Genomic DNA, 20924 nt, shown 5'->3' on the forward strand with positions numbered 1-20924 from the left:
CTATGGCACAACCACATTAAAGCGTGGGTCGGCGGGCGGATGCAGCGCGAACCAGCTGAGGAACGCCATGCGATCGCCGTCGATCCGGATCGCCCCCGACTGCATCAGCGCCGGAAACTGCGCCTCCCCCAGCATCACATCGTCGAGCGTCTTGCGGTCGAGCGTCACCGTCGCGGTCGGCGCGGCATCGGTGACGCCGTAACGCGGCACCTCGACCCCGCCGCCGACGACGATCGCCACCGTCTCCTTGCTGTCGGGCAGTATGAACTGGAACGTCCCTTTCAGCGCCGCGCCCTTGGCGGCATCGAAACGCGTCGCCAGCGCGTCGAAGAAAACGCTGGTCGGGATCGCGCTGACGAAGCTGCGGCTTTGCCCGTTGCCGGTGACATTTTCGATCGCAGTGCCGCGCAGTGTCGCCGCGGCAGCAAGATAATAGTTCCGCCACGCCCCCGATTCGGCCTGATACCCCAGCTGGTCATAGGCCGACGCCAGCGCCGCACGCGCCGCCGCATTGTCAGGCTGGGCAAACACCAGCTTGTTCAGCAATTCCGCCGCCCAGCGATATTCGCCCGCCTTGATCGCAGCCTGCCCCGCCGCGAGCAATTTGTCGGCGCCCCCGGCCAGCGCGACATATTTGGGCGCCGACTGTTCGGGCGCCAATGGATTGAAATTCGCCGGATTGCCGTCCCACCAGCCGAAATAGCGCTGATACACCGCCTTCATGTCGTGGTTGACCGTGCCATAATAGCCGCGCGCGCTGAAATCCGCCGCCTGCCCCGGCGCCTCGGGCGTCGCATCGGCGAATTCGTGCAGCGTCGCGCCGCGGTTGGCGAGGAACAGGGTGCGGTCGTGGACATAGCGATAGATGTCGCGCTGGCTGGACAACAGCGCCGACACCTCGCTCGCCCCCCACGTCGGCCAGTGGTGCGACGCCAGCGAGACCTCGGCCTTGCCGCCCCATTTCAGCAAGGTCGCGTCAATCACCTTCGACCAGTGCAGCGCATCGCGCACCTGCGCCCCGCGCAGGGTCAGCACATTGTGCAGCGTGTGGGTGACGACCTCGGTCGTGTGCAGCGCCTTGTAGGCGGGGATGTAAAAGACGAACTCCGACGGCGCCTCGGTCCCCCCGGCGTCGAGGAAATCGAACGCCAGCCCGTCGATATTGAGCGTGCCGCCCGCCGTGCTCACCGTCTCGGTCGGCTCCATATAGCCGATCGTTCCCGACGACAGTTTCGGACCCAGCCCGGTATCGACCTGTCCCGCAGGTCCCGGCGGCAGGATCGCGCCGAACATATACAGCGCGCGCCGCCCCATTGCGGTCCCCGCCAGCACATTTTCGGCGGTCGCTTCTTCGGAAAAGCCGTGCGGGGCGATGATGCGGATCTTGTCGCGCTTGACCTGTTCGGGCGTCACGATGCCGCCGACGCCGCCGAAATGGTCGCTGTGGCTGTGCGAAAAAATCACCGCCTTGATCGGTCGCTGGCCCGATTTGGCCTCGACCGTATCGGCGAACAATTTCCAGCTCGCCGCGGCGGCTTCCTCGGTCAGCAGCGGGTCGACGATAATCCACCCGCTCTTGCCGCGGATGATCGTCATCACCGAAATATCATAACCGCGCGCCTGCCAGATCTTGTCCGGTACCACTTCGAACAAGCCGTGCACCGCGTTCAGCCGCGCCTGCCGCCACAGCGACGGGTTCACCGTGTCGGGTGCCTCTTTCGCGTCGAGGAAGGCATAGGGCCGCCGGTCCCACACCGTCTTGCCATTCTTGTCGAGGATGACCCCGCCCGGGATCTCGGCCAACTTGCCGCGCAGCACATTGGCCTCGTCGCGCGGGTCGCTCAGCGGCAGGCGCGCCGCAATCTCGGCTTGCGCCGCGCGCGTCGCGTCGCTTGCGGCGTCCTGCGCGATCGCGGCAAAGGGCAGGGCGCTGGCGAGCAGCAGGGCGGTCCATCGGTGCATATCGTTTCTCCCCCATATTTTGCGCCAGCTTGCGCCGCACGTCAGCGCTTGGCAAGCATCGCTGCATGACCGACGCACCCGCGCTCCTGATCGTCTGGCACAGCCGCACCGGCGGCAGCGAAGCGCTGGCGCGCGCCGCCGCCGAAGGCGCGGGGGCGGCGGGGCAGCTGGTCCGCGCCGAGGACGTCACGCCCGATCGTCTCATCGCCGTGGGCGGCTATCTCTTCATCGGCCCCGAGAACCTCGCCGCGCTGTCGGGCGCGATGAAGGAGATGTTCGACCGCTGCTATTACCCCTGCCTTGGCCAGCTCGAAGGCCGCCCTTACGCGACGATCATCTGCGCGGGGTCCGACGGCGAAAACGCCCAGCGCCAACTCGACCGCATCGCGACCGGCTGGCGCCTGAAGCGCGTCGCCGAGGGGGTGATCGTGAACACCGCGGCGCAGACGCCGGAAGCGATCCTCGCGCCTAAGACGATCGCGAAGGACCGTCTCGCCGAAGCCCGCGATCTGGGCGCGGCGCTGGCGGAGGGGCTGGCAGCGGGCATTTTTTGAGGCGCGCGATGGCGGCTTTGGGGTGGGAGCGGACGGAGCCGATCCTCCCCGGAACGGGGAGGGGGACCAGCGAAGCTGGTGGAGGGGCACCATCGGTTTGTCTTGCCGCCGAAGTCGTGCGCCCCTGCTACGTTCCCGGAACGCTTGGTTCTTCTCGCCCAGCGCCGCGTAAACCGCCGGTGCCCCTCCACAACCCTTCGGGTGGTCCCCCTCCCCCGGTGGGGGAGGATCGGCTACGTCCGCAATCGGTCGTTTTCTGACATTCGTCACCCCGGACTTGATCCGGGGTCCATTAGGTCAGGCACCGCCCGCCACTGCGAGGGCGTATGGATCCCGGGTCAAGCCCGGGATGACGACGAAATAAAGGCTGGCCGCAGCGCGGAAGCCATCACCCGACGCGGTGCTCGCCCTTCACCCACCGCACCGTTCCCGACGAAGCGCGCATCACCACCGTCTCCGTCGTCATCACGCCGTCGCGGCGCCGCTTGACCCCCGACAGCAACGATCCATCGGTCACGCCGGTCGCGGCGAAAATGACGTCGCCCTTGGCGAGATCCTCAAGGTCATAGACGCGGTCGAGATCCTCGATGCCCCATTTCTTCGCGCGCTTGCGCTCGTCGTCGTTGCGGAACAGCAGGCGGCCCTTGAACTGGCCGCCGACGCAGCGCAGCGCCGCCGATGCCAGCACGCCTTCGGGCGCGCCGCCGCTGCCCATATAGATGTCGACATTGGTGTCGGGGTTGGTCGTCGCGATCACCCCTGCGACGTCGCCGTCGGGGATCAGCGCGACGCCGCAGCCGATGCTGCGCAGCTCGGCGATCGTCGCTTCGTGGCGCGGACGGTCGAGCACGCACACGATGATTTCCTCGGGCTTGCAGCCCTTTTCGCGCGCGACCGCTTCGACATTTTCGCGCACGCTATTGTCGAAATTGACGATGTTCGGCGAATAGCCGGGGCCGACCGCCAGCTTGTCCATATAGACGTCGGGCGCGTTGAGCAGGCAGCCTTCCTCGGCGATCGCCAGCACGGCGAGCGCGTTCGGCCCGGCCTTGGCGGTGATCGTCGTGCCTTCCAGCGGGTCGACCGCGATGTCGATCTTCGGTCCCTTGCCCGGCGCATTGCCGACCTTTTCGCCGATATACAGCATCGGCGCTTCGTCGCGTTCGCCCTCGCCGATGACGATCGTGCCGTCCATGTACAGCGTGTTGAACGCGGTGCGCATGGCTTCGACCGCGGCGGCGTCGGCGGCTTTTTCGTCGCCGCGCCCGATCAGCTTCGCGGCGGCGATCGCCGCGGCTTCGGTGACGCGCACCATTTCGAGCACGAGCACCCGGTCGAGGTTGCTGCCGCTATTCGTCATGTCCGCTGATCTCCGTCATTTGATCTTGCCTTGTCGCCCGGCTCGGGCATGGTGCGCGCCATATGGCCGGTCGCTCCGCTTGTCGAGGATGCTTCGCCCGATTCGGAGCCGCTGTCGCGCTATTGTGCGTCATGCCCGTGACGGCCATGGCGCAGGTGCAGGGGCCGCCCGCGCCGCCGCCGCCGCGCAATGCCGAAACCGCCGCCGCCAATGCGAAAGAGCTGGTCGATCCGATCCGCCGCTGCAAACCCGCCGACGACGGATCGATCAACGTGTGCGGCACCGATACCGAACGCCACCGGCTGACCCCCGAATTGCGCGCGATCGCCAATGAAGGGCGCGAAGCGCCGCCGAAGCTGCCGCGCGCCGAGGCAAAGGCGATGAGCCTCGACAAACTGCCCTATAACTGGATGTCGATCGGCGGACGGATGAAGCCCGGCCCCGAATATAACGCGCTCTACGAACAGGCGAAGCGCGCGACCGATCCCGCGACCGGCACCCCGCCGCCGCCCGAAGGCGAACGCTGAACCCCGCCCTGTGCTGCCATCACCGTAGCCCTGAGCTTGTCGAAGGGCGCTTCTCGAATAGGCGCCCCCTTCGACTGCCTTGCAGGCGCTCAGGACAGGCTTCGACAAGCTCAGGGCTACGGTGATGGGGCACGTCAGGCGAAGATTTCGCTCGCCGCGACCTCGGGCTCGCTGGCGCGGTAAAGCCCGGCGGGGATCAGGATCTGGCCGAGGAAATAGAGCGCGAACAGCAGGATCCAGCCAAAGCTCATCAGCGTTTCGATCGTGCTGCCCGGCGTATTGTTCAGGATCACCGCGCCGTGGACGATGATCAGCGCGGACGCTGCGATGCCATAGGGCAGGCCGTAGAGCAGGTAGAAACCGAACAGCCGCCACTGTGCGGTGCGGGTGCGCCGCCAGGATTCGACGAAGGCCGCGAGCGGCTCGAGTTTGCCGCGCCCGCCCATGATCGCCCCCGCAAGGCAGAGGCGCGCCGCGATCCAGCTGCCGACGAGCGCGACGAGCAGGCGGTAAAGCGCGACGACGATGTCGAGCGCACCGCCGGTGCCGAACAGCGCGTCGGGCCCCAGCGCGAACAGCGGCAGCGCCGAGGCCAACCCGAACAGGATCGCGAGCACCAGATTGGCGAGCAGATAGGCGACGCCCGCGACCATCCCGTACATCACTTCGGACAGATAGCCTTCGCGGAGGTCTGCCTGAAGGCCGTTCCACGCCGCCAGCATCGCGCCCGCAGCGACCACCGCGACGATGCCGAGCAGATAGAGCGGACCGGTGATCGATCCACCGACGCGGTAGGTCCAGGGATCGGACAGGATCGCCATCACCGCGCGCAGGCTGAAGATCGGTTCGCTCGACAGCAGCAGGAAGGGGACGACCACCCCGATCGCGACATAGACCGCCAGCATATTGCGGTGCGCGGTCGCCAGCGCCCACGCCTCGGCCAGCCCGCGCCGGATTTCGATGTCCATATTTGCCCCCTGCTCCCCGCCACCGGGGTAACAGCGCGCGCGGCGATTTCAAGCCGGGTTACAGCGCCAGGATCGGCATCAGCATCGGCGTCCCGACGACATGGTCCGACCCCGCGAGGATCGCGAGCGCCGCGTGGATCGCGCTTGCCGGTCCTTCGTGGGTGACCAGCACGATGACGACGCCATCCTCTTCATCGGTGCCGCGCTGGATAAAGCTTTCGATCGAGACCCCGGCATCGCGCATCGCCGTGGCGATCTCGGCAAGCACGCCGATGCGATCCTCGACGATCAGGCGGACATAATGTTTGCCGACGCGCGCTCCGGCGTCGGCGACCGGCGCCGCGTCGAGCGAATCGACGGGCATGGCAAAGGCGGGGCCATATTCGTCGCGCGCGATGTCGATGATGTCGGCGACGATCGCCGACGCGGTCGGGCCCGCCCCGGCGCCCGCGCCCTCAAAGAACAGCCGCCCGACAAAATTGCCCTCGGCGACGACGGCGTTCAGCGCGCCCGGGACATAGGCCAGCGGGTGATCGGCGGGGACCAGGCACGGCTGGACATGCTGATAGAGCCCGCCTTCGCTGCGTTCGGCCATGCCGATCAGGCGGACGCGGTGGCCGAGCGCTTCGGCCTCGCGAATATCGGCGGCGATCAGTCCGCGGATGCCGTCGGCTGCCACTGCGGCAATATCGAGCCGCGTGCCGAAGCACAGTGCCGCCAGGATCGACAGCTTGTGCGCGGCGTCGATGCCGTCGACGTCGAACGTCGGGTCGGCCTCGGCAAAGCCTTCGGCCTGCGCGGCGCTGAGCGCATCGCCAAAGCTCGCCCCGTTCCGCTCCATCTGCGTCAGGATATAATTGCAGGTGCCGTTGAGGATGCCATAGACGCGCGCGATTTCGTTCGCCGACGCGCCTTCGCGGATCGCCTTGATCACCGGAATGCCGCCCGCCACCGCGGCTTCATATTTCAGCGGCGTGTCGCGCTCCTCGGCGATTCGCGCGAGGTCGAGCCCGTGATGCGCGATCATCGCCTTGTTCGCGGTGACCAGCGCCTTGCCCGCGCCCAGCGTATGGCGCGCGAGGGTGAGCGCCGATCCGTCGGCGCCGCCGATCATCTCGACGACGACATCGACATCGTCGGCGGCGACCAGCGCGTCCATGTCATCTTCCCAGCGATAGCGCGAAAGGTCGATGCCGCGGTCCTTGTGGCGGTCGCGCGCCGACACCGCGACGATCTCGATCGCGCGCCCGGCGCGGCGGGCGATCAGGTCGCGGTTCGTTTCGAGCAGGCGCACGACCCCGCCGCCGACCACCCCGATTCCGGCGAGCGCGACGCGCAGCGGCGGACGGGGAGCGGTCGGGGCGGGATGGGGCGACATGCTGGACTCCGTATTTCAATGCGGAGCCGCGCCCCGCCGTTGCGAGCGCCCTATCGGCTTTTGCCACCGAAACAACCCCGGCGCAGCTAGGCGGCGCCCAAGCTGGTCTTTATCAGCCTGCCGGTGCTTTGCGCGTCCGCGTGCATTGGCCGAGCGCGCCCAGCACGATGCCATAATCCGATGCCGCCTTGCGGCGATCCTCGGGCGCGGTCCCCGCCAGCTTGTTCAGCGGCAACTGGCGCGGCAGGCCGCAGGCGAGTCGGTACCAGGCCAGCGTCCCGCGCGCCGGGACCGCCGCCGACCCGTCGACGATTTCTCCGAAAGCCGCCGCCCAGCGCCGCGACCCGTCGGCGGCGGTCAATATCGTCAGCGACACCGGCTCGCCGGTGCTGGTGTTGAGAAACAATTGCGTCTCCCCCTCGCCGGGCAGCGTGCCGGGGACGTGAAAGCCGTTGGCAATGCCGGTGATCGCGGGCGGCGCGCCAGGTTTGACCAGTTCGGTCAGCACCGCGCGCAATTGCGCCTCGGTCGCGGCATCCCATGGCAATTGCGCGTCGGGGGCGACCAGCCGGACGCTGCTCGTGCTGTTGCTGCCCGCCGCGGCGCCCGCGACGGGGCGGGCAAAGAGCAGGACCGGCGCCTTCTTTTTCAGCTTCTGCGGCTTGCCCTTGGCGTCCAGCGGCAGGTCGACCAGATAGGAAATGCGCGACGCCAGCGGACCGGCGCCGCGAATCAGGCTGACCACATCGGCCTCGACATAGAATCGGCTTTGTCCCGCGCCGACGCCCGGCGCCTGCGCGGCTTTCAGCGCCACCGCGCTGTGGATACGCGCGTGCAGCGCGATCGGCGCCGCGGTCGCCAGATCGGCGATGTCGGCATAGCTGTACGGGCTCGCCGCGGCGGTCGGCGGCGTCGGCTGCATCGCTGAAACGCCAGCGAATCCGGGGGTCAGGGCAAGAAGTCCGGCGATCATAGCCGATCGGTACACGCGCATGGTCGATTACTTTCCGTTGCTTTCGGTCAAATATGACACCGGTGGCGCCGTATCAGTCCCCATCATGGGACAAGCCACATTAACCGCTGATAAAGGGTTTGCGAACTCGGCGCCACCGCGATAGGACGGGCGACGAAGCGTCCGGTCAGAACATAATAAACCGAACGTAGCTCCGCCGGGTCTGTGGAACGCATCGGAATCATCCGAGCATTTGGCAACGGGACCCGTCGGGTGGGAATTGGTGTCAGGATGATCTAGCAAGGAGCGTCGTCCCTGAATGGCTTATGGTGATAATGTCGACCCTAAAAACAGGGTAGTGGCGATTGTCTTGGTTGGTCTGCTTACGGCGGTTCTGGGCTATGGCCTGGTCAACGGCCTGAATATCAGTATCGTCAAGAAACTCGCCGAAAAATTGGACGTGGTGGACGTGGAAGAGCCGCCGCCGCCGGAAGAGCCGCCGCCGCCGCCGCCGCCGGACAACAAGCTGCCGCCGCCGCCGCCGGTCGTGACGCCCCCGTCGCCGATCCCGCCGCCGGTCACGACCAATACGGTCCAGTCGGTGCCCAAGGCGCCGCCGACGCCGCCGCCGCCGGTCTATACGCCGCCTGCGCCGCCCGCGCCGCCGCCCGCGCCCGACCTCAGCCAGGCGGGTACGCCGCGTGGCAACCCCGGTCGCTGGGCGACGAACGACGACTATCCGGCGCGCGCCATGCGTGAAGAGCGCGAAGGCACGACCGGGTTCCGCGTCACCTATGGCGTCGATGGCAAGATCACGTCGTGCGACGTGACGTCGTCGAGCGGCCATGCCGATCTTGACGCGGAAACGTGCAAGCTCATCCAGCGTCGTGGCCGCTTCAACCCGGGCAAGGACCGGGCGGGCAACCCCACGGGCGGAACTTACAGCAATCGTATCCGGTGGCAGATCCCGCGCTGATCCAGCGCGCGGTCGTCTGACTTCGAATTTACCAGAATTTCTTGAGAGGGAATATCCAACATGTTTAATCTGATCGCAAATGCCGCTGCTGCGGCGCCGGCACATGATGCAGGGCTCAGCCTGATGCCCGCTTCGATGTGCGTCAAGGAAGAGGGCGCCAGCCCCTATGGTATGATCCCCGCGCTGTGCGAGGGCGGCATCGTGTCGCAGGTCACCTTCCTGGTGCTGCTGATCATGTTCGTCGGCACGCTCTACATCCTGTTCACCAAGCTGTTCGAACAGAATAAGGTGATGAGCCAGGGCAAGGCGGTCGACGCCAATTTCTGGCGCGCGCCGACGCTGGCCGATGGTGCGGCGAAGCTCGAAAAGAACAGCGCCTATCGTCAGGTCGTCGAAGACGGCCTGCGCGCCAACGAAGAGCATAACAAGCTGACCGACCCCGTCGAAGCACACGACTGGATGCACGGCACGCTCGAGCGTTCGCAGAACCACATCAACTCGAAGCTGAACAGCGGCCTCGCCTTCCTCGCGACCGTGGGTTCGACCGCACCGTTCGTCGGTCTGTTCGGTACCGTTATCGGCATTCTGCGCGCGCTGGTGAAGATCGGTGCGTCGGGTCAGGCGTCGATCGACACCGTGGCCGGTCCGGTCGGTGAAGCGCTGATCATGACCGCGATCGGTCTGATCGTGGCGGTTCCCGCGGTGCTCGCGTTCAACTGGCTGCAGAGCCGCAACAAGGCGATCGCGCGCCGTCTGTCGACCTTCTCGAACGACGTGCTCGGTTCGATCATGTCGAACGGCCAGGTCAAGCCGGTCGTAACCGGTCCGGCACCGAAGGCTGCTGCTCCGGCTGCGGCCCCGAAGAAGGCCTGATCGGGCCGAAGGGATCCCTGCCTGCCGCAATAGTGGCAGGCGGGGTCCGCTGGACAGGGCGATACGCCGGTGGCGCACCGACCCGATGTCCGTGACAGAAATTTTGTGACAGGATACTGATCCTATGTCGATGAGTGTAGGCGACAAGGGCGGCGAAGACGCCCCGATGTCCGAAATCAACACGACGCCGCTGGTGGATATCATGCTGGTGTTGCTCATCATCTTCCTCATCACGGTTCCCGTGGTGCTGGAGACGGTGAACCTCGAACTGCCCGACGTGGCGTTCGAAGTGACGACGACGAAACCCGAAAACGTGCTGCTGTCGATCCGTTCGGCGGACACCGACGGCGACGGCCTGCCCAATCCGGAAAGCACCGCTTGCGAAGTTTACTGGGGCCAGGCTCCGGTAGATTCGAAGCAATTGCTGGAACGCGGCCAGGCGAAACTCGAACAGCTGCTCGAGGATATCGGCGGCCCGCAGAACATCACCGAAGAAAACTTCCCCGAAGTGCACATCCGCGGCGACGTCAACACGCCGTATCAGTGCATCGGCGGGGTGATTTATACGATGCAATATGCCGGCTTCCAGAAGATCGGGTTCATTTCCGAACCGGCTGCTGGTTCGGGTACCGTTGGCCGCCTGTAAGGGCGCCCGACGTTTAGGAATGAAGGAATAATCGCATGTCCATGGCAGTTGGAGAGCGCGACGACAATGAACCGATGATGGACATGAACACGACGCCGCTGATCGACGTCATGCTCGTGCTTCTCATCATGTTCATCATTACCATCCCGGTCCAGACCCACGCGGTGAAGATCGATCTGCCGGTGCCGACCGATGCCGAAAGCAACGTCGATCCGGAAAAGAACAAGGTGATGATCGACCCCGCCGGGACGATCACCTGGAACGGGACGCCGGTCGACCTGGCGCAGCTGGCGCAGTATCTGGAACAGACCAAGGCGCTGCCGGTCGAGCCCGAACTGCAGGTCCAGCCCGACCCCTTCTCGCGCTATATCGTCGTCGACAATGTGATGGCGGTGATCAAGCGCAGCGGCGTCGGCAAGCTGGGCTTCGTCGGCAACGAACAATATGCCCGCGTCTTCTGATCTTTGATCAGCGCCGTTCGGCAAAACAGATGGGGCCGCGAAGCAATTCGCGGCCCTTTTCTTTTTGGGGCAGGCGCGGGTGAATGGCGAGGTTTGATCGCTTGCGGACGCAACTGATCCTCCCCCACCGGGGGAGGGGGACCACCCGAAGGGTGGTGGAGGGGCACAGGCGGTTACCGCAGCGCCGGGCCGGAAGCGCCAAACTTTCGGGGCACGTGGCAGCGGAGCGCCGCTTCGATGGCAAGGCAAACCGATGGTGCCCCTCCACCAGCTTCGCTGGTCCCCCTCCCCGTTCCGGGGAGGATCAGCAACGACCGCCCCCACCCCAAACCGACTATGCCCTTGGAACTTGCGCCAAAACGCGCCATCGTCGCGGCGAGGGGATCGAAACGCGTCAACCGGACGTTTTGATTCCGATGTTGATGACAGGGAGCAGCATGATGACGACGGGTTCGTACCATAAACCGGCCATGACCGCGGGCCTCGCCCTGCTCGGCGCGCTCGCGCTCGCCGGCTGCGCCAATATGGGCAAGGCGCCGACGTCCAAGCTGCCCGTCCCCGATGCCTATGCCAATCTGGTCGATGCGCGCGGCGCTGATCGCGGGCGCGTCGACATCTTCAAGGATGGCAGCGGGCTGCGGCTCGAACTCGTCGCGCGCGGCTTTGGCGCGGGCACCTATGGCATGCATGTCCACGCCACCGGGCTGTGCGACGCCCCCAAATTCACCACCGCCGGTCCGCACTGGAACCCCACCGGCGCGCAGCATGGCCGCGAAAACCCGATGGGCGCGCATCATGGCGATTTGCCCAATCTGGTCGTCGAACCCGACACCATCGGCCGCGCGACGCTGCAACTGGTCGGCACCCGCCTGACGGGTGACGGCGCCATGCTCGACGCCGATGGCGCGGCGTTTGTGATCCACGCCGGTCCCGACGATATGAAAACCGACCCCAGCGGCAACAGCGGCGACCGCATCGCCTGCGGCGTGATTACGGCGACGCCTGCGGACTAGGGCCTGTCCTGCTCAGGCTGACTCATATCACCGTAGCCCTGAGCCTGTCGAAGGGCGCTTATCGGCGAGAAGCGCCCTTCGACAGGCTCAGGGCTACGGATCAATTTGTACAGGACAGACTCTCGGGCGCGACCATTCCCATTTGAATCGTCATCTCGGCAAAGGCCGGGATCTCGACCTTGCAACCGAAAGCCCTGATGAAATCCCGGCCTTTGCCGGCGAGGCGTGTCACCCCGCCTGCGGATCAGCCCGCGGCGGCGCGTTCGACGATCGTCGCTTCGGCCTGCGGAACGGCGCGATAGGCATAGAGCAGCAGGACCAGCGCGATCGGCGCCACCCCGATCAGCGACAAAATCCCCGTGCGCAGGTCGCCGACCGGCTTGCCGTCGACGATCGTCCCCGCCAGATCCGAAATCTGCCCGACCATATACGGGCCGAACGACAGCCCGACCAGCGTGGTGCCAAGGAAGAAGGCGGCGGTTGCGGTCCCGCGCATCCGCGGCAGCACCAGATCCTGCGTCGTCGCGGCCGCGGCGCCGAGCGCGGTCGCGCCGAACATCCCGGCCAGGAAGTTCATCACATAGAATAGCGTGCTGTTGTCGGTCGTGTAGCCGATCCAGATCGGGATGATCGGCGCGACGACGCCAAAGATGATCATCAGGATGCGCCCCGCCGGATTCTTCGCGCGCAGCGCGTCGGCAAGCCGCCCGCCCAGGATCACGCCGACGAAACCGCTGATCGCGCCATTGGCGCCCAGCCAGAAGGCCAGTTCCTGTTTGGGCAGTCCCAGCACGATCTCGGCATAGGGCGCCGACCAGAAGGCGAGGGCATAAGCGGCGAGGCTGACCATGCCGTAACCCAGCGTCGTGCAGATGAACGCAGGGGTGCCCCAGATCAGCCGGAAGGTCGCGCTATCGCGCGCGCGGAGCGTGCAGGCCCAGGAAAAGACCGCATAATAGCCAAGGCCGACGGCCGACCATTGCGGCAAATTGCCGGTCAATTCGATCATCCACCAGGCAAAGGCCGCAATGGCGGCGGCAAAGCCGATGTTGATCGCCAGCGCCGCGGGGCCGCGCTGCCACGCCCCGATCAGCGTGAAGGGCGGCACGATCGTCGACAGATCCTGCGCGAACTGACGAAACGGCGCGGGCGAGCTCGGGCTCGCCACCCCGTCCATCGCGCCGCGCACCGGCTCACGCAGGGTCGCCACCCACAGCGCCACGAGCAGCCCGGGGATGCCGACCGCCAGGAATGCCGCCTGCCAGCCGACGAGGCCCAGCGGACCGCCGCCCGGATAGGCGTCGTTCCACGCCTTGACGATCAACGCGCCGATGAACAGCGAAACGCCGCCGCCGATATACAGCCCCGACGAATAGATGGCGAGCGCGGTGGCGCGCTGTTTCTTGGGGAAATAGTCCGAAATCAGCGAATAAGCGGTGGGGCTGGCGGTCGCCTCGCCGACGCCGACGCCCATGCGGGCAAAGGTCAGCGTGATCTGGTCGCGCGCAAAGCCCGACAGCGCGGTCATCGTCGACCAAAGCGCGAGCCCGATCGACAGCAGCTTCACCCGGCTCCAATTGTCGGCCAGCCGCCCGAGCGGGATCCCGAACAGCGCGTAAAAGACCGCAAAGGCAGCGCCGCCCAGAAAGCCCATGTCGGCGTCGGTCAGCCCGAGGTCGGCCTTGATGTCGACGGCAAGGATGCTCAGGATCTGCCGGTCGATGAAGTTGAGGATATAGACGACGACCAGCACCGACAGCACATACCAGCTGTAGCCGGTGGCTTTCGGCTCCTGAAATTCCGGCGCTGCGGCCGCGTTGGTTTCGCTGGCGGTCTCGGCCATCTGGCAACCCTCTCCCTGACCCACTATCTGTTATCGCTCATGGCTAGCAGAGCCGAAAAATGGCGCAAGTTGAAAGTCGGTTCAACTTCGGCGCGAACAGGAGCGACATGAGCAACAATAGCGACAATGGCCCGGCGATCCTGTTCCTCTGCCTCGGCAATATCTGCCGATCGCCGCTCGCCGAGGGCGCCGCGCGCGCGGCGTTCGCCGCCGCCGGCATCGCTGCAACGCTCGATTCGGCGGGAACCGGCGACTGGCATGTCGGCCATCCGCCCGATCGCCGCGCCGCGGCCGAAGCCCGGCGCCGCGGCACCGACATTTCGGACCTGCGCGCGCGGCAATTGGCGGTGGAGGATTTCTACCGCTTCGACCTGATCCTCGCCGCCGATGCCACGAACCTGCGCGACGCCCGCGCGCTCGCGCCCGCCGATGCGACCGCGCGCGTCCGGCTGATGCTCGATCTCGTCCCGGGGCGGCAGGGCGAAAGCGTGACCGATCCCTATTATGGCGCCGACGATGGTTTTGCCGCGACTTGGGCCGACGTCAGCGCGGTCGCCGCCGCGCTCGTTGCAGAAACGTCCAAAGGATAGCGCGCTACAGGGTGATAGCGCGACCCGCCATGCCCCATTTCGCTTTCGTAGAGGATGACGTGGTCGAAGACGAACGGCGCGCTCGCCAGATCGCCGTGCTGCGCCAGGAAGGGCGCGACCGGCCCCGCCAACCGGTTGAGCCGCGCCAGCGTGATGTGCGGGACAAAGGCGCGGGCTTCGGCGTCGATGCCGACGCGCGCAAGCAATTGATCGACCTTGCGGTGCAGTCCCGCCAGCGCCGCCGCCGGTTCGACCCCGGCCCAGGCGGTGTGTGGCCACCCTTTGCGCTCGAACATCCCCACCCCGGCGATCCGCGCGATGATCGCGGCGGCATGCAGGCCGCCCAGCGCCGCGGCGATGTCTTCGGCGCGGTGGCGGTCGACCTCGCCGATGAAGCGCAAGGTCAGGTGCTGCTGGTCGTCATCCTGCCAGCGCGCCGCCGATATGCCGTGCATCGCGGAGCGCAGCAGGTCGCGGACGGGGCGCGGCGGGCGCAGCGCGACGAACAGGCGGTGGGTCGACATCGTGCAGCCAGCATAATCGCTCGCGCAGCGGCAGCCACCGAAACTTGGGCCATTTCCGGTTTCGCTTGAAAGCCGGAGAGAAAATCACGATATTGCCCCCTACGGTCGGTATGGGCTGACCGGTGATGGAGTAATGACAATGGCGAATTGGAACGACCCCAATATGGCGGCTTCCGGTTTTGGGGCCGGCGCGAACGCAATGGACCAGGCCGTCGATGCCGGCCTGCGGTCGTACATGCTGTCGGTTTACAATTATATGGCGTCGGGCGTGCTGCTGACGGGTATCGTCGCGCTGCTCGCCTTCCAGTCGGGCTTTACCGCCTCGATGGTCGGCACCCCGCTGATGTGGGTGGTGATGCTGGCGCCGCTGGCCTTTGTGCTGGTGCTCAGCTTTGGTATCAACAAGCTGTCGACGACGGCGGCGCAGGCGCTGTTCTGGGTCTATGCCGCGGTGATGGGTCTGTCGATGTCGACGATCTTCATCGCCTTTACCGGCACGTCGATTGCGACGACCTTCTTCGCGACGGCGGCGGCCTTCCTTGGTCTCAGCCTCTATGGCTACACGACCAAGAAGGATCTGTCGGGCTTCGGCACCTTCCTGATCATGGGCGTGGTGGGCATCCTGGTTGCGATGCTGATCAACCTGTTCGTGCAGTCGAGCGCGCTGGCGATGGCGATCAGCGTCATCGGTGTCCTGCTGTTTGCAGGTCTGACTGCCTATGACACGCAGAAGATCAAGAGCATGTATTTCTATGTCCGCGGGACCGACTTTGTCGGCAAGTCGGTGGTGATGGGCGCGTTGACGCTCTACCTCGACTTCGTCAACATGTTCACATTCCTGCTCAATCTGCTGGGCAGCCGCGAATAAGCGGACGGACATCGAACGAGCAAGGGAGCCCGGCGGAGCGATTCGCCGGGCTCTTTCTTTTTTGCGGGGGGATGATGATGACGCGGATATGGGCGGCGGTGGGCGCCGCGATGTTGATGACGGCGCTGCCCGGCGCGGCAAAGGCCAATGAAGCTTGTGCGGTCGCGCGGCCCGACGATGGCGATCTCAAGGCCTTTGCCGCTCGTTATTTTGCAGCCGCCGACAATGCCGCGATCGACGCGCTCATTGCCTGCCTCGGCAACCCCGACCCCGCGATCCGCGACGATTTCGCCTTCGCGCTGTGGACGCAGGCACTGCGCGGCAAACATCTGCAACCCGATGGCCTGCGCCACGCGATGCAGCGGCTGACGGCGATCCTTGCCGCGCCCGACGACCCCGCGGGCTTCCGCCGTCCCTTCGCCGTGCTGGCGCTGTCGGAAGTCGCGCGCGCCGATCGCGTCGAACCCTTTTTGACCGAAGCCGAATTGCACGCGCTCGCTGCGACCGGCGCGACCTATTTGCGCGGCGTCACCGACTATCGCGGTTTTGTCGAGGGGCAGGGCTGGCGGCACGGGGTCGCGCATGGCGCCGACCTGTTGATGCAGCTGGCGCTTAATCCGCGGCTGGCGCGCGCCGATGCCGACCTGCTGCTCGGCGCGATCGCCGCGCAGGTCGCGCCTGCGGGATCGCATCCCTATGTCCATGGCGAGGCGCGACGACTGGCGCGGTCGCTGCTGTTTCTGGCCAAGCGCACCGACATCGACGATGCGGCGTGGGCGGCGTGGTTCCAGACGCTGCACCCCAGCGATGCGGCGCGCTGGAAAGCGCCTTATGCCAGCGCCGCTGGACTCGCCGCGGTTCATAATAGTACGGCCTTTGCCGACGCCGTCTATGTCGCGGCGAGCGAATCGCAGGATCCGCAGGTGCGACGGCTGGCGCCGATGGCTGCCGGATTGCTGAAGGCGCTGCCTTAGCTCCGCTGCTTCATTCAAACCGTAGCCCTGATCCTGTCGAAGGGCGCTTCTCGGCGAGGCGCCCTTCGACAGGCTCAGGGCTATGGTGAGAATTTACGCCGGGTTCGCGGCCTGCATCTCGGCGATCAGCGCATTGTCGATCTCCTTCGCGCGCTTGTACGCGGCACGTTCGCGCAAGAGCGCAACATAGGCCTCGAATGCCGGGCGCGAGGGGATCGTCCCGAATTGCAGCCCCCAGTCGAGCTGGCTGCCGACATAGACGTCGGCGGCGCTGAACCGGTCGCCCGCCACATAGTCCTTGCCCGCCACTGCGGTTTCGAGCGCGTCGAGCGCCATTGCCAGCGAGCCGAATCCCGCCATCCGTTGCTGCTCGCCCTCCGGCTCCAGCCCGAACTGTTTCGATATGATCGCCTGTTCGACCGGCCCGGCGGTGAAGAACAGCCAGCGATAATAATCGGCGCGGTCGGTGGTCGGCGGCGCCAGGCCGGCATCGGGGAAGGCATCGGCCAGATAGGCACAGATCGCGGCGCATTCGGTCACCACCTGACCGCCATGGACGATCGCTGGAACCTTACCCATCGGATTGATCGCCAGATAGGCGGCGTCCTTCATCGTCGTGCCATAATCGAGGATGCGCGGCTCATAGGGCGCGCCGACCTCCTCCAGCATCCAGCGGACGATCTGGCCGCGCGACATCGGGTTGGTGTAGAAAATCAGCTCGTCGGCCATCGCGTTTCTCCCTTGCGCATTACGAGTCGAGATTGAACATAACAAGAACAAGGATACGGGTCCACCGGACTTGTTTTGTCGCGGGGTGCGGTTAAGGCAGAGTGATGGCCGAAGAACGCATCTGGACTGCCGCCGTGCTGGTGATTGGCGACGAGATTCTCTCGGGCCGCACGCAGGACAAGAATATCGCCCAAATCGCGACTTGGCTCGACGCGCAGGGCATCCGGCTGCGCGAAGTACGCGTCGTGCCCGATCTCGAGGACGAGATCGTCGCTGCGCTCAATGCGGTGCGCGCGCGCTACGATTATGTTTTTACGACCGGCGGTATTGGCCCGACGCACGACGACATCACGGTCGATGCGGTGGCGAAGGCGCTGGGCGTGGGCGTCATCATCCACCCGGAGGCGCGCGCGATCCTCGAACGCTATTATGGCGGGCGCGGGCTGGAACTCACCGAGGCGCGGCTGCGCATGGCGCGCACCCCCGACGGCGCCGAACTGATCCCAAATCGCATGTCCGGGGCGCCGGGCATCCGCATCGGCAATCTGTTCGTGATGGCGGGGGTGCCGCACATCACCGCGGGCATGCTCGACGCGCTGACCGGTCAGCTGGAGGGCGGCGCGCTGCTCGTCGCCCACACGATCGGCGCCTGGTCGCCCGAAAGCGAAGTCGCCGACCTGCTGCGTCAGGGTGAAAAGGATCATCCGGGGGTCGTGATCGGCAGCTACCCCTTCTTCCGCGACGGCAAGGTCGGCGCCAATTTTGTCATCCGCTCGACATCGGCCACCGATGTCGCCGCTTGCGTCGCGATGCTCACCGCAGGGCTCGAGGCCGCGGGCTATGCGGTGACCGACGGAGGTATCTGATCGCCGGCGTCGTCGCTGGTCCGCGTCACGCGCGGCAGACGGCGCAGCATCAGGATCGCAAGCAGGCCAAAGATTGCCGCGACGATGAACGCGGCGCCCGGAAAATGCACCGGCGCCTTATCCGCCGTGAAATAGGCCATGGTGCCGGTCAGCAGGATCGGCGCGACGAGCTGGCCCAACCCCATCGCCATTGCCGAAATCCCCTGCACCTCGCCCTGCGTGTCGGCCGTCGCGCGGCGTGACATCAGCGCGTTGAGCGACGGCTGTACCGGCGCCTGCAAGGTGATCGGCAGCAACAGCAGGAATGCGCCCCAGGTCGAGGTGACAAAGGCATAGCCAAGATAATTGGCGACGGCGATCGCGATGCCGATCGTCGCCGCGTCGCGCTCGCCAAAGCGCGCGACCATCGGGCCGACAACGAACGTCTGCCCCAATGCGATCATCACCCCGACCGCCGCGAGGCTGGCGCCGATCATTCCCGGCGTCCAGCCGAGCTGCGCGATGCAGTAAAAGCTCCATGTCATCGGATAGACGAGGCTGGCGATCTGCCATAACGTCAGCACGCTCGCGACCCCGCCCATGCCGGGCAGGCCACGCATCGTCTGGAGTGCGCCGAGCGGATTGGCGCGCCGCCAGCTGAAGGCGCGGCGGCGCTCGGGCGGCAAGGTTTCGGGAAAGATGAACAGGCCATAGAGCATGTTGGCGGCGGCGAGGATCGCGGCGGCGACGAAGGGCGCGCGCGGGCCGATCTCGCCAAGGAAACCTCCGATCGCCGGCCCGGCGACAAAGCCGACCCCGAACGCCGCGCCGACGAAGCCGAAATTGCGCGCGCGCTGCTCGGGCGGGGTGATATCGGCGATAGCGGCTTGGGCGGCGGCATAGCTGCCGCCGAACACCCCCGACAAGGCACGCGCGACGAACAGCCACGGCAATGTTTCGACGATTGTCAGCAGCGCATAGTCGATCGCGAGGCCGCCGAGCGACAGCAGCAGCACGCGCCGTCGCCCGAACCGGTCGGACAGATTGCCAAGGACGGGCGAGGCGAAAAAGGTCGCGACCGCCATCACCAGCCCGATCCACGCCCCGACCTCGATCGCTTCGGCCAGGTCGATGCGCCCGACCTCCATCACCAGCTGCGGCAGCACCGGCATGATGATCCCGAAACCGACCGCGTCGATAAAGATGGTGGCGACGATGAAGGGGATGGTACGCGATGCGATCACAAAATTACCCTTGCGTGAATGGGTTGGCGGCTCATAGCGCGCGGGCGCCAAATCGCGCCAATGCTTTTCGTCGATATTTTTGATTGTGCTGATGTTTTTCCGGCCCTAGCGGCACCGATCCCGTTTTGGAGCGTTTCCAGCCGATGAAACTCGAAATCACCGCCGCGCTGGACTATCGCCTCGGCGATCCGGTCGACCTGATGCTGCATATCGAGGCGGCGGCAATCCCCGAGCAACTGATCCTGAACGCGGTGCTCGACGTCGGCGACTGCGAATATTTTGCCCGCGTTCCCGCGCAGGACATGATCGGCGACCGCATCTGGCTGCGCCGCGGCGGCGAGCTCAATGTCCGGTACCGCACGACGGTCGAAATCGTGCGCGATGTTGTAGACTACAGGACGCTGCGCAAGGTGGCGATGCACCGCTTGCCCGGCGAGACGGTGCAATATCTCAACGAATCGCGCTATTGCCCGGCGAACAAGTTCATCCACTTCGTCCAGGACGAGTTCGGCGATGTCGAGGGCGGGGCCAAGATCGGCCGGATGCGCGACTGGATCGAGGCGCATTTCACTTATGTTTCGGGGTCAAGCGATGCCGAAACCGGCGCGCTCGACAGCTTCGTCGAACGGCAAGGCGTGTGCCGCGACTATGCGCATGTGATGGTCAGCCTGGCACGCGCCGCGGCGATTCCCGCGCGCATCGTCAGCGTCTATGCGCCGCACGTCGAACCGCAGGATTTCCATGCGGTGGCCGAAGTATTCCTCGGCGGTGCCTGGCATCTGGTCGATGCCACCGGCATGGCCAAGGCAGACGAAATGGCGAAGATCGCCGTCGGCCGCGACGCCGCTGACATCAGCTTCCTGACCGCCTATGGCGAGATCGAGATGCTGAACCAGCAGGTGACGGTCACGAAACTCGGATCATGAGCGACCCGGCAAAGCCGCTTATTCGGTCATGTTGAAAAACTGGAGCGGGTGAAGGGAATCGAACCCTCGTCGTAAGCTTGGGAAGCTTCTGCTCTACCATTGAGCTACACCCGCCCGGGGCTGCGCGATTGGCACAGGTGGCGGCGGCGGTCAATATGGCGGTCAGCGTGCGGTCTCGCTGATCGTTTCCATCGCCACGAAGGTCGAGGTGCTTGCCACGTGCGGCAGGCTGGAGATTTTTTCGCCGAGCACGATGCGGTAGCGGCGGATGTCGGGGGTGCGGACCTTGAGCAGATAGTCGAAGCTGCTCGCGATCATGTGGCATTCCTCGACCTCGGGGATTGCGCGCACCGCCGCGTTGAATTGCTTCAGCGCGGCTTCGCGCGTGTCGGACAGCTTGACCTCGGCAAAGGCGACATGGTCGAGCTCGACCTTGGCGGGGTCGACGATCGCGGCAAAGCCCGTGATCACGCCCTTGTCGACCAGCCGACGGACACGTTGCTGGCACGGGGTCTTGGATAGGCCGACCTGCTGCGCGAGGTCGGTGAAGGTGATGCGGCCGTCGCGGCGCAGAACCGACAGGATTTTGCGGTCGAAGTCATCCATATCGACTGTAGTTGGCGCGTCTCTCATATCAATCGACTAAATTAGATCTAAAAATAGGTCAAAAGATATACTCGCGCGCGACCAAATGGTCGGATTGCCGTATCG

Annotated in this window: 22 protein-coding genes and 1 tRNA gene; 12 read left to right on the forward strand and 11 right to left on the reverse strand. The window is 65.7% G+C overall.

Annotated elements, in window-relative coordinates:
• Nucleotides 1-1962 carry an alkyl/aryl-sulfatase gene (locus tag SPYCW_RS17065; protein ID WP_120217824.1) on the reverse strand — a complete coding sequence of 654 codons (1962 nt, stop codon included), beginning with the start codon at nucleotides 1960-1962 and terminating at the stop codon, nucleotides 1-3.
• 65 nt (nucleotides 1963-2027) lie between these two features.
• On the opposite strand from SPYCW_RS17065, the gene SPYCW_RS17070 reads away from it, so the two are divergent.
• The gene (locus SPYCW_RS17070; protein ID WP_120217825.1) at nucleotides 2028-2516 is read left to right on the forward strand and encodes a flavodoxin family protein; all 489 of its coding nucleotides are present in this window, start codon (nucleotides 2028-2030) and stop codon (nucleotides 2514-2516) included.
• Between the two features lie 388 nt (nucleotides 2517-2904).
• Here SPYCW_RS17070 and glpX read toward each other — a convergent pair whose 3' ends face one another.
• The gene (glpX, locus tag SPYCW_RS17075; RefSeq protein WP_120217826.1) at nucleotides 2905-3876 is read right to left on the reverse strand and encodes a class II fructose-bisphosphatase; all 972 of its coding nucleotides are present in this window, start codon (nucleotides 3874-3876) and stop codon (nucleotides 2905-2907) included.
• Between the two features lie 131 nt (nucleotides 3877-4007).
• On the opposite strand from glpX, the gene SPYCW_RS17080 reads away from it, so the two are divergent.
• Entirely contained in the window at nucleotides 4008-4403 is a 396-nt protein-coding gene (locus SPYCW_RS17080; protein WP_232014751.1) for a hypothetical protein, read from the forward strand.
• Nucleotides 4404-4537: 134 nt separating this feature from the next.
• Here the strand turns inward: SPYCW_RS17080 and SPYCW_RS17085 are convergent, their stop codons facing one another.
• The 3 genes from SPYCW_RS17085 to SPYCW_RS17095 all read right to left on the reverse strand — a co-directional run bounded on the left by SPYCW_RS17085 (nucleotide 4538) and on the right by SPYCW_RS17095 (nucleotide 7671).
• Nucleotides 4538-5371 (reverse strand): hypothetical protein, encoded by an 834-nt coding sequence (locus tag SPYCW_RS17085; RefSeq protein WP_120217828.1) that lies wholly within the window; start codon nucleotides 5369-5371, stop codon nucleotides 4538-4540.
• A 58-nt stretch (nucleotides 5372-5429) separates the two neighbouring features.
• Nucleotides 5430-6749 (reverse strand): homoserine dehydrogenase, encoded by a 1320-nt coding sequence (locus SPYCW_RS17090; RefSeq protein ID WP_120217829.1) that lies wholly within the window; start codon nucleotides 6747-6749, stop codon nucleotides 5430-5432.
• Nucleotides 6750-6861: 112 nt separating this feature from the next.
• Complete coding sequence (locus SPYCW_RS17095; protein ID WP_232014752.1) at nucleotides 6862-7671, reverse strand: hypothetical protein; 810 nt, start codon at nucleotides 7669-7671, stop codon at nucleotides 6862-6864.
• A gap of 349 nt (nucleotides 7672-8020) precedes the next feature.
• Between SPYCW_RS17095 and SPYCW_RS17100 the strand changes: the two genes are divergently transcribed.
• The 5 genes from SPYCW_RS17100 to SPYCW_RS17120 all read left to right on the forward strand — a co-directional run bounded on the left by SPYCW_RS17100 (nucleotide 8021) and on the right by SPYCW_RS17120 (nucleotide 11670).
• Nucleotides 8021-8677 (forward strand): energy transducer TonB, encoded by a 657-nt coding sequence (locus SPYCW_RS17100; protein ID WP_120217831.1) that lies wholly within the window; start codon nucleotides 8021-8023, stop codon nucleotides 8675-8677.
• Nucleotides 8678-8737: 60 nt separating this feature from the next.
• A complete protein-coding gene (locus SPYCW_RS17105; RefSeq protein WP_232014753.1) occupies nucleotides 8738-9550 on the forward strand; it encodes a MotA/TolQ/ExbB proton channel family protein in 813 nt (270 codons plus the stop codon).
• 124 nt (nucleotides 9551-9674) lie between these two features.
• Complete coding sequence (locus SPYCW_RS17110) at nucleotides 9675-10196, forward strand: ExbD/TolR family protein (RefSeq protein WP_120217832.1); 522 nt, start codon at nucleotides 9675-9677, stop codon at nucleotides 10194-10196.
• 35 nt (nucleotides 10197-10231) lie between these two features.
• On the forward strand, nucleotides 10232-10657 hold the full coding sequence (locus SPYCW_RS17115) for an ExbD/TolR family protein (protein ID WP_120217833.1): 426 nt from the start codon (nucleotides 10232-10234) through the stop codon (nucleotides 10655-10657).
• A 440-nt stretch (nucleotides 10658-11097) separates the two neighbouring features.
• Nucleotides 11098-11670, forward strand: a complete 573-nt coding sequence (locus SPYCW_RS17120; protein ID WP_232014754.1) for a superoxide dismutase family protein — start codon at nucleotides 11098-11100, stop codon at nucleotides 11668-11670.
• Nucleotides 11671-11914: 244 nt separating this feature from the next.
• On the opposite strand, the gene SPYCW_RS17125 is transcribed toward SPYCW_RS17120, so the two are convergent.
• The gene (locus SPYCW_RS17125) at nucleotides 11915-13513 is read right to left on the reverse strand and encodes a spinster family MFS transporter (protein WP_120217834.1); all 1599 of its coding nucleotides are present in this window, start codon (nucleotides 13511-13513) and stop codon (nucleotides 11915-11917) included.
• 107 nt (nucleotides 13514-13620) lie between these two features.
• Between SPYCW_RS17125 and SPYCW_RS17130 the strand changes: the two genes are divergently transcribed.
• Nucleotides 13621-14103, forward strand: coding sequence for a low molecular weight protein-tyrosine-phosphatase (locus SPYCW_RS17130; protein ID WP_120218379.1), 483 nt, complete (start codon nucleotides 13621-13623; stop codon nucleotides 14101-14103).
• On the opposite strand, the gene thpR is transcribed toward SPYCW_RS17130, so the two are convergent.
• Nucleotides 14016-14627: an RNA 2',3'-cyclic phosphodiesterase gene (gene thpR / locus SPYCW_RS17135; RefSeq protein ID WP_120217835.1), complete on the reverse strand. Its 612-nt coding sequence runs from the start codon at nucleotides 14625-14627 to the stop codon at nucleotides 14016-14018. The two genes, SPYCW_RS17130 and thpR, sit on opposite strands and share 88 nt — an antisense overlap.
• Nucleotides 14628-14766: 139 nt before the next feature.
• Here thpR and SPYCW_RS17140 point away from each other — a divergent pair, with 139 nt between their 5' ends.
• Nucleotides 14767-15495, forward strand: a complete 729-nt coding sequence (locus SPYCW_RS17140; RefSeq protein ID WP_120217836.1) for a Bax inhibitor-1/YccA family protein — start codon at nucleotides 14767-14769, stop codon at nucleotides 15493-15495.
• Between the two features lie 77 nt (nucleotides 15496-15572).
• Nucleotides 15573-16469: a DUF2785 domain-containing protein gene (locus tag SPYCW_RS17145; RefSeq protein ID WP_172595544.1), complete on the forward strand. Its 897-nt coding sequence runs from the start codon at nucleotides 15573-15575 to the stop codon at nucleotides 16467-16469.
• A 93-nt stretch (nucleotides 16470-16562) separates the two neighbouring features.
• Here the strand turns inward: SPYCW_RS17145 and SPYCW_RS17150 are convergent, their stop codons facing one another.
• Nucleotides 16563-17198 (reverse strand): glutathione S-transferase family protein, encoded by a 636-nt coding sequence (locus SPYCW_RS17150; protein WP_120217838.1) that lies wholly within the window; start codon nucleotides 17196-17198, stop codon nucleotides 16563-16565.
• A 104-nt stretch (nucleotides 17199-17302) separates the two neighbouring features.
• Here SPYCW_RS17150 and SPYCW_RS17155 point away from each other — a divergent pair, with 104 nt between their 5' ends.
• Nucleotides 17303-18064, forward strand: coding sequence for a competence/damage-inducible protein A (locus tag SPYCW_RS17155; protein ID WP_120217839.1), 762 nt, complete (start codon nucleotides 17303-17305; stop codon nucleotides 18062-18064).
• On the opposite strand, the gene SPYCW_RS17160 is transcribed toward SPYCW_RS17155, so the two are convergent.
• Nucleotides 18037-19287, reverse strand: coding sequence for a TCR/Tet family MFS transporter (locus SPYCW_RS17160; protein ID WP_120218380.1), 1251 nt, complete (start codon nucleotides 19285-19287; stop codon nucleotides 18037-18039). The two genes, SPYCW_RS17155 and SPYCW_RS17160, sit on opposite strands and share 28 nt — an antisense overlap.
• A gap of 143 nt (nucleotides 19288-19430) precedes the next feature.
• Between SPYCW_RS17160 and SPYCW_RS17165 the strand changes: the two genes are divergently transcribed.
• Nucleotides 19431-20213 carry a transglutaminase-like domain-containing protein gene (locus SPYCW_RS17165; RefSeq protein ID WP_120218381.1) on the forward strand — a complete coding sequence of 261 codons (783 nt, stop codon included), beginning with the start codon at nucleotides 19431-19433 and terminating at the stop codon, nucleotides 20211-20213.
• Between the two features lie 40 nt (nucleotides 20214-20253).
• On the opposite strand, the gene SPYCW_RS17170 is transcribed toward SPYCW_RS17165, so the two are convergent.
• Together SPYCW_RS17170 and SPYCW_RS17175 are read right to left on the reverse strand one after the other, a co-directional pair.
• A tRNA-Gly gene (locus tag SPYCW_RS17170) sits at nucleotides 20254-20327 on the reverse strand.
• Nucleotides 20328-20375: 48 nt separating this feature from the next.
• On the reverse strand, nucleotides 20376-20846 hold the full coding sequence (locus SPYCW_RS17175) for an Lrp/AsnC family transcriptional regulator (RefSeq protein WP_120217840.1): 471 nt from the start codon (nucleotides 20844-20846) through the stop codon (nucleotides 20376-20378).
• Between the last annotated feature and the right edge of the window lie 78 nt (nucleotides 20847-20924).

Origin of the sequence: Sphingopyxis sp. EG6, from assembly GCF_003609815.1 — a bacterium.
Lineage (GTDB): Bacteria > Pseudomonadota > Alphaproteobacteria > Sphingomonadales > Sphingomonadaceae > Sphingopyxis.

Coding starts and splice junctions, on each gene's coding strand:
- SPYCW_RS17065 (WP_120217824.1), bottom strand. CDS start 1,962: ATGCACCGATGGACCGCCCTGCTGCTCGCCAGCGCCCTGCCCTTTGCC.
- SPYCW_RS17070 (WP_120217825.1), top strand. CDS start 2,028: ATGACCGACGCACCCGCGCTCCTGATCGTCTGGCACAGCCGCACCGGC.
- glpX (WP_120217826.1), bottom strand. CDS start 3,876: ATGACGAATAGCGGCAGCAACCTCGACCGGGTGCTCGTGCTCGAAATG.
- SPYCW_RS17080 (WP_232014751.1), top strand. CDS start 4,008: ATGCCCGTGACGGCCATGGCGCAGGTGCAGGGGCCGCCCGCGCCGCCG.
- SPYCW_RS17085 (WP_120217828.1), bottom strand. CDS start 5,371: ATGGACATCGAAATCCGGCGCGGGCTGGCCGAGGCGTGGGCGCTGGCG.
- SPYCW_RS17090 (WP_120217829.1), bottom strand. CDS start 6,749: ATGTCGCCCCATCCCGCCCCGACCGCTCCCCGTCCGCCGCTGCGCGTC.
- SPYCW_RS17095 (WP_232014752.1), bottom strand. CDS start 7,671: ATGCAGCCGACGCCGCCGACCGCCGCGGCGAGCCCGTACAGCTATGCC.
- SPYCW_RS17100 (WP_120217831.1), top strand. CDS start 8,021: ATGGCTTATGGTGATAATGTCGACCCTAAAAACAGGGTAGTGGCGATT.
- SPYCW_RS17105 (WP_232014753.1), top strand. CDS start 8,738: ATGTTTAATCTGATCGCAAATGCCGCTGCTGCGGCGCCGGCACATGAT.
- SPYCW_RS17110 (WP_120217832.1), top strand. CDS start 9,675: ATGTCGATGAGTGTAGGCGACAAGGGCGGCGAAGACGCCCCGATGTCC.
- SPYCW_RS17115 (WP_120217833.1), top strand. CDS start 10,232: ATGTCCATGGCAGTTGGAGAGCGCGACGACAATGAACCGATGATGGAC.
- SPYCW_RS17120 (WP_232014754.1), top strand. CDS start 11,098: ATGACGACGGGTTCGTACCATAAACCGGCCATGACCGCGGGCCTCGCC.
- SPYCW_RS17125 (WP_120217834.1), bottom strand. CDS start 13,513: ATGGCCGAGACCGCCAGCGAAACCAACGCGGCCGCAGCGCCGGAATTT.
- SPYCW_RS17130 (WP_120218379.1), top strand. CDS start 13,621: ATGAGCAACAATAGCGACAATGGCCCGGCGATCCTGTTCCTCTGCCTC.
- thpR (WP_120217835.1), bottom strand. CDS start 14,627: ATGTCGACCCACCGCCTGTTCGTCGCGCTGCGCCCGCCGCGCCCCGTC.
- SPYCW_RS17140 (WP_120217836.1), top strand. CDS start 14,767: ATGGCGAATTGGAACGACCCCAATATGGCGGCTTCCGGTTTTGGGGCC.
- SPYCW_RS17145 (WP_172595544.1), top strand. CDS start 15,573: ATGACGCGGATATGGGCGGCGGTGGGCGCCGCGATGTTGATGACGGCG.
- SPYCW_RS17150 (WP_120217838.1), bottom strand. CDS start 17,198: ATGGCCGACGAGCTGATTTTCTACACCAACCCGATGTCGCGCGGCCAG.
- SPYCW_RS17155 (WP_120217839.1), top strand. CDS start 17,303: ATGGCCGAAGAACGCATCTGGACTGCCGCCGTGCTGGTGATTGGCGAC.
- SPYCW_RS17165 (WP_120218381.1), top strand. CDS start 19,431: ATGAAACTCGAAATCACCGCCGCGCTGGACTATCGCCTCGGCGATCCG.
- SPYCW_RS17175 (WP_120217840.1), bottom strand. CDS start 20,846: ATGAGAGACGCGCCAACTACAGTCGATATGGATGACTTCGACCGCAAA.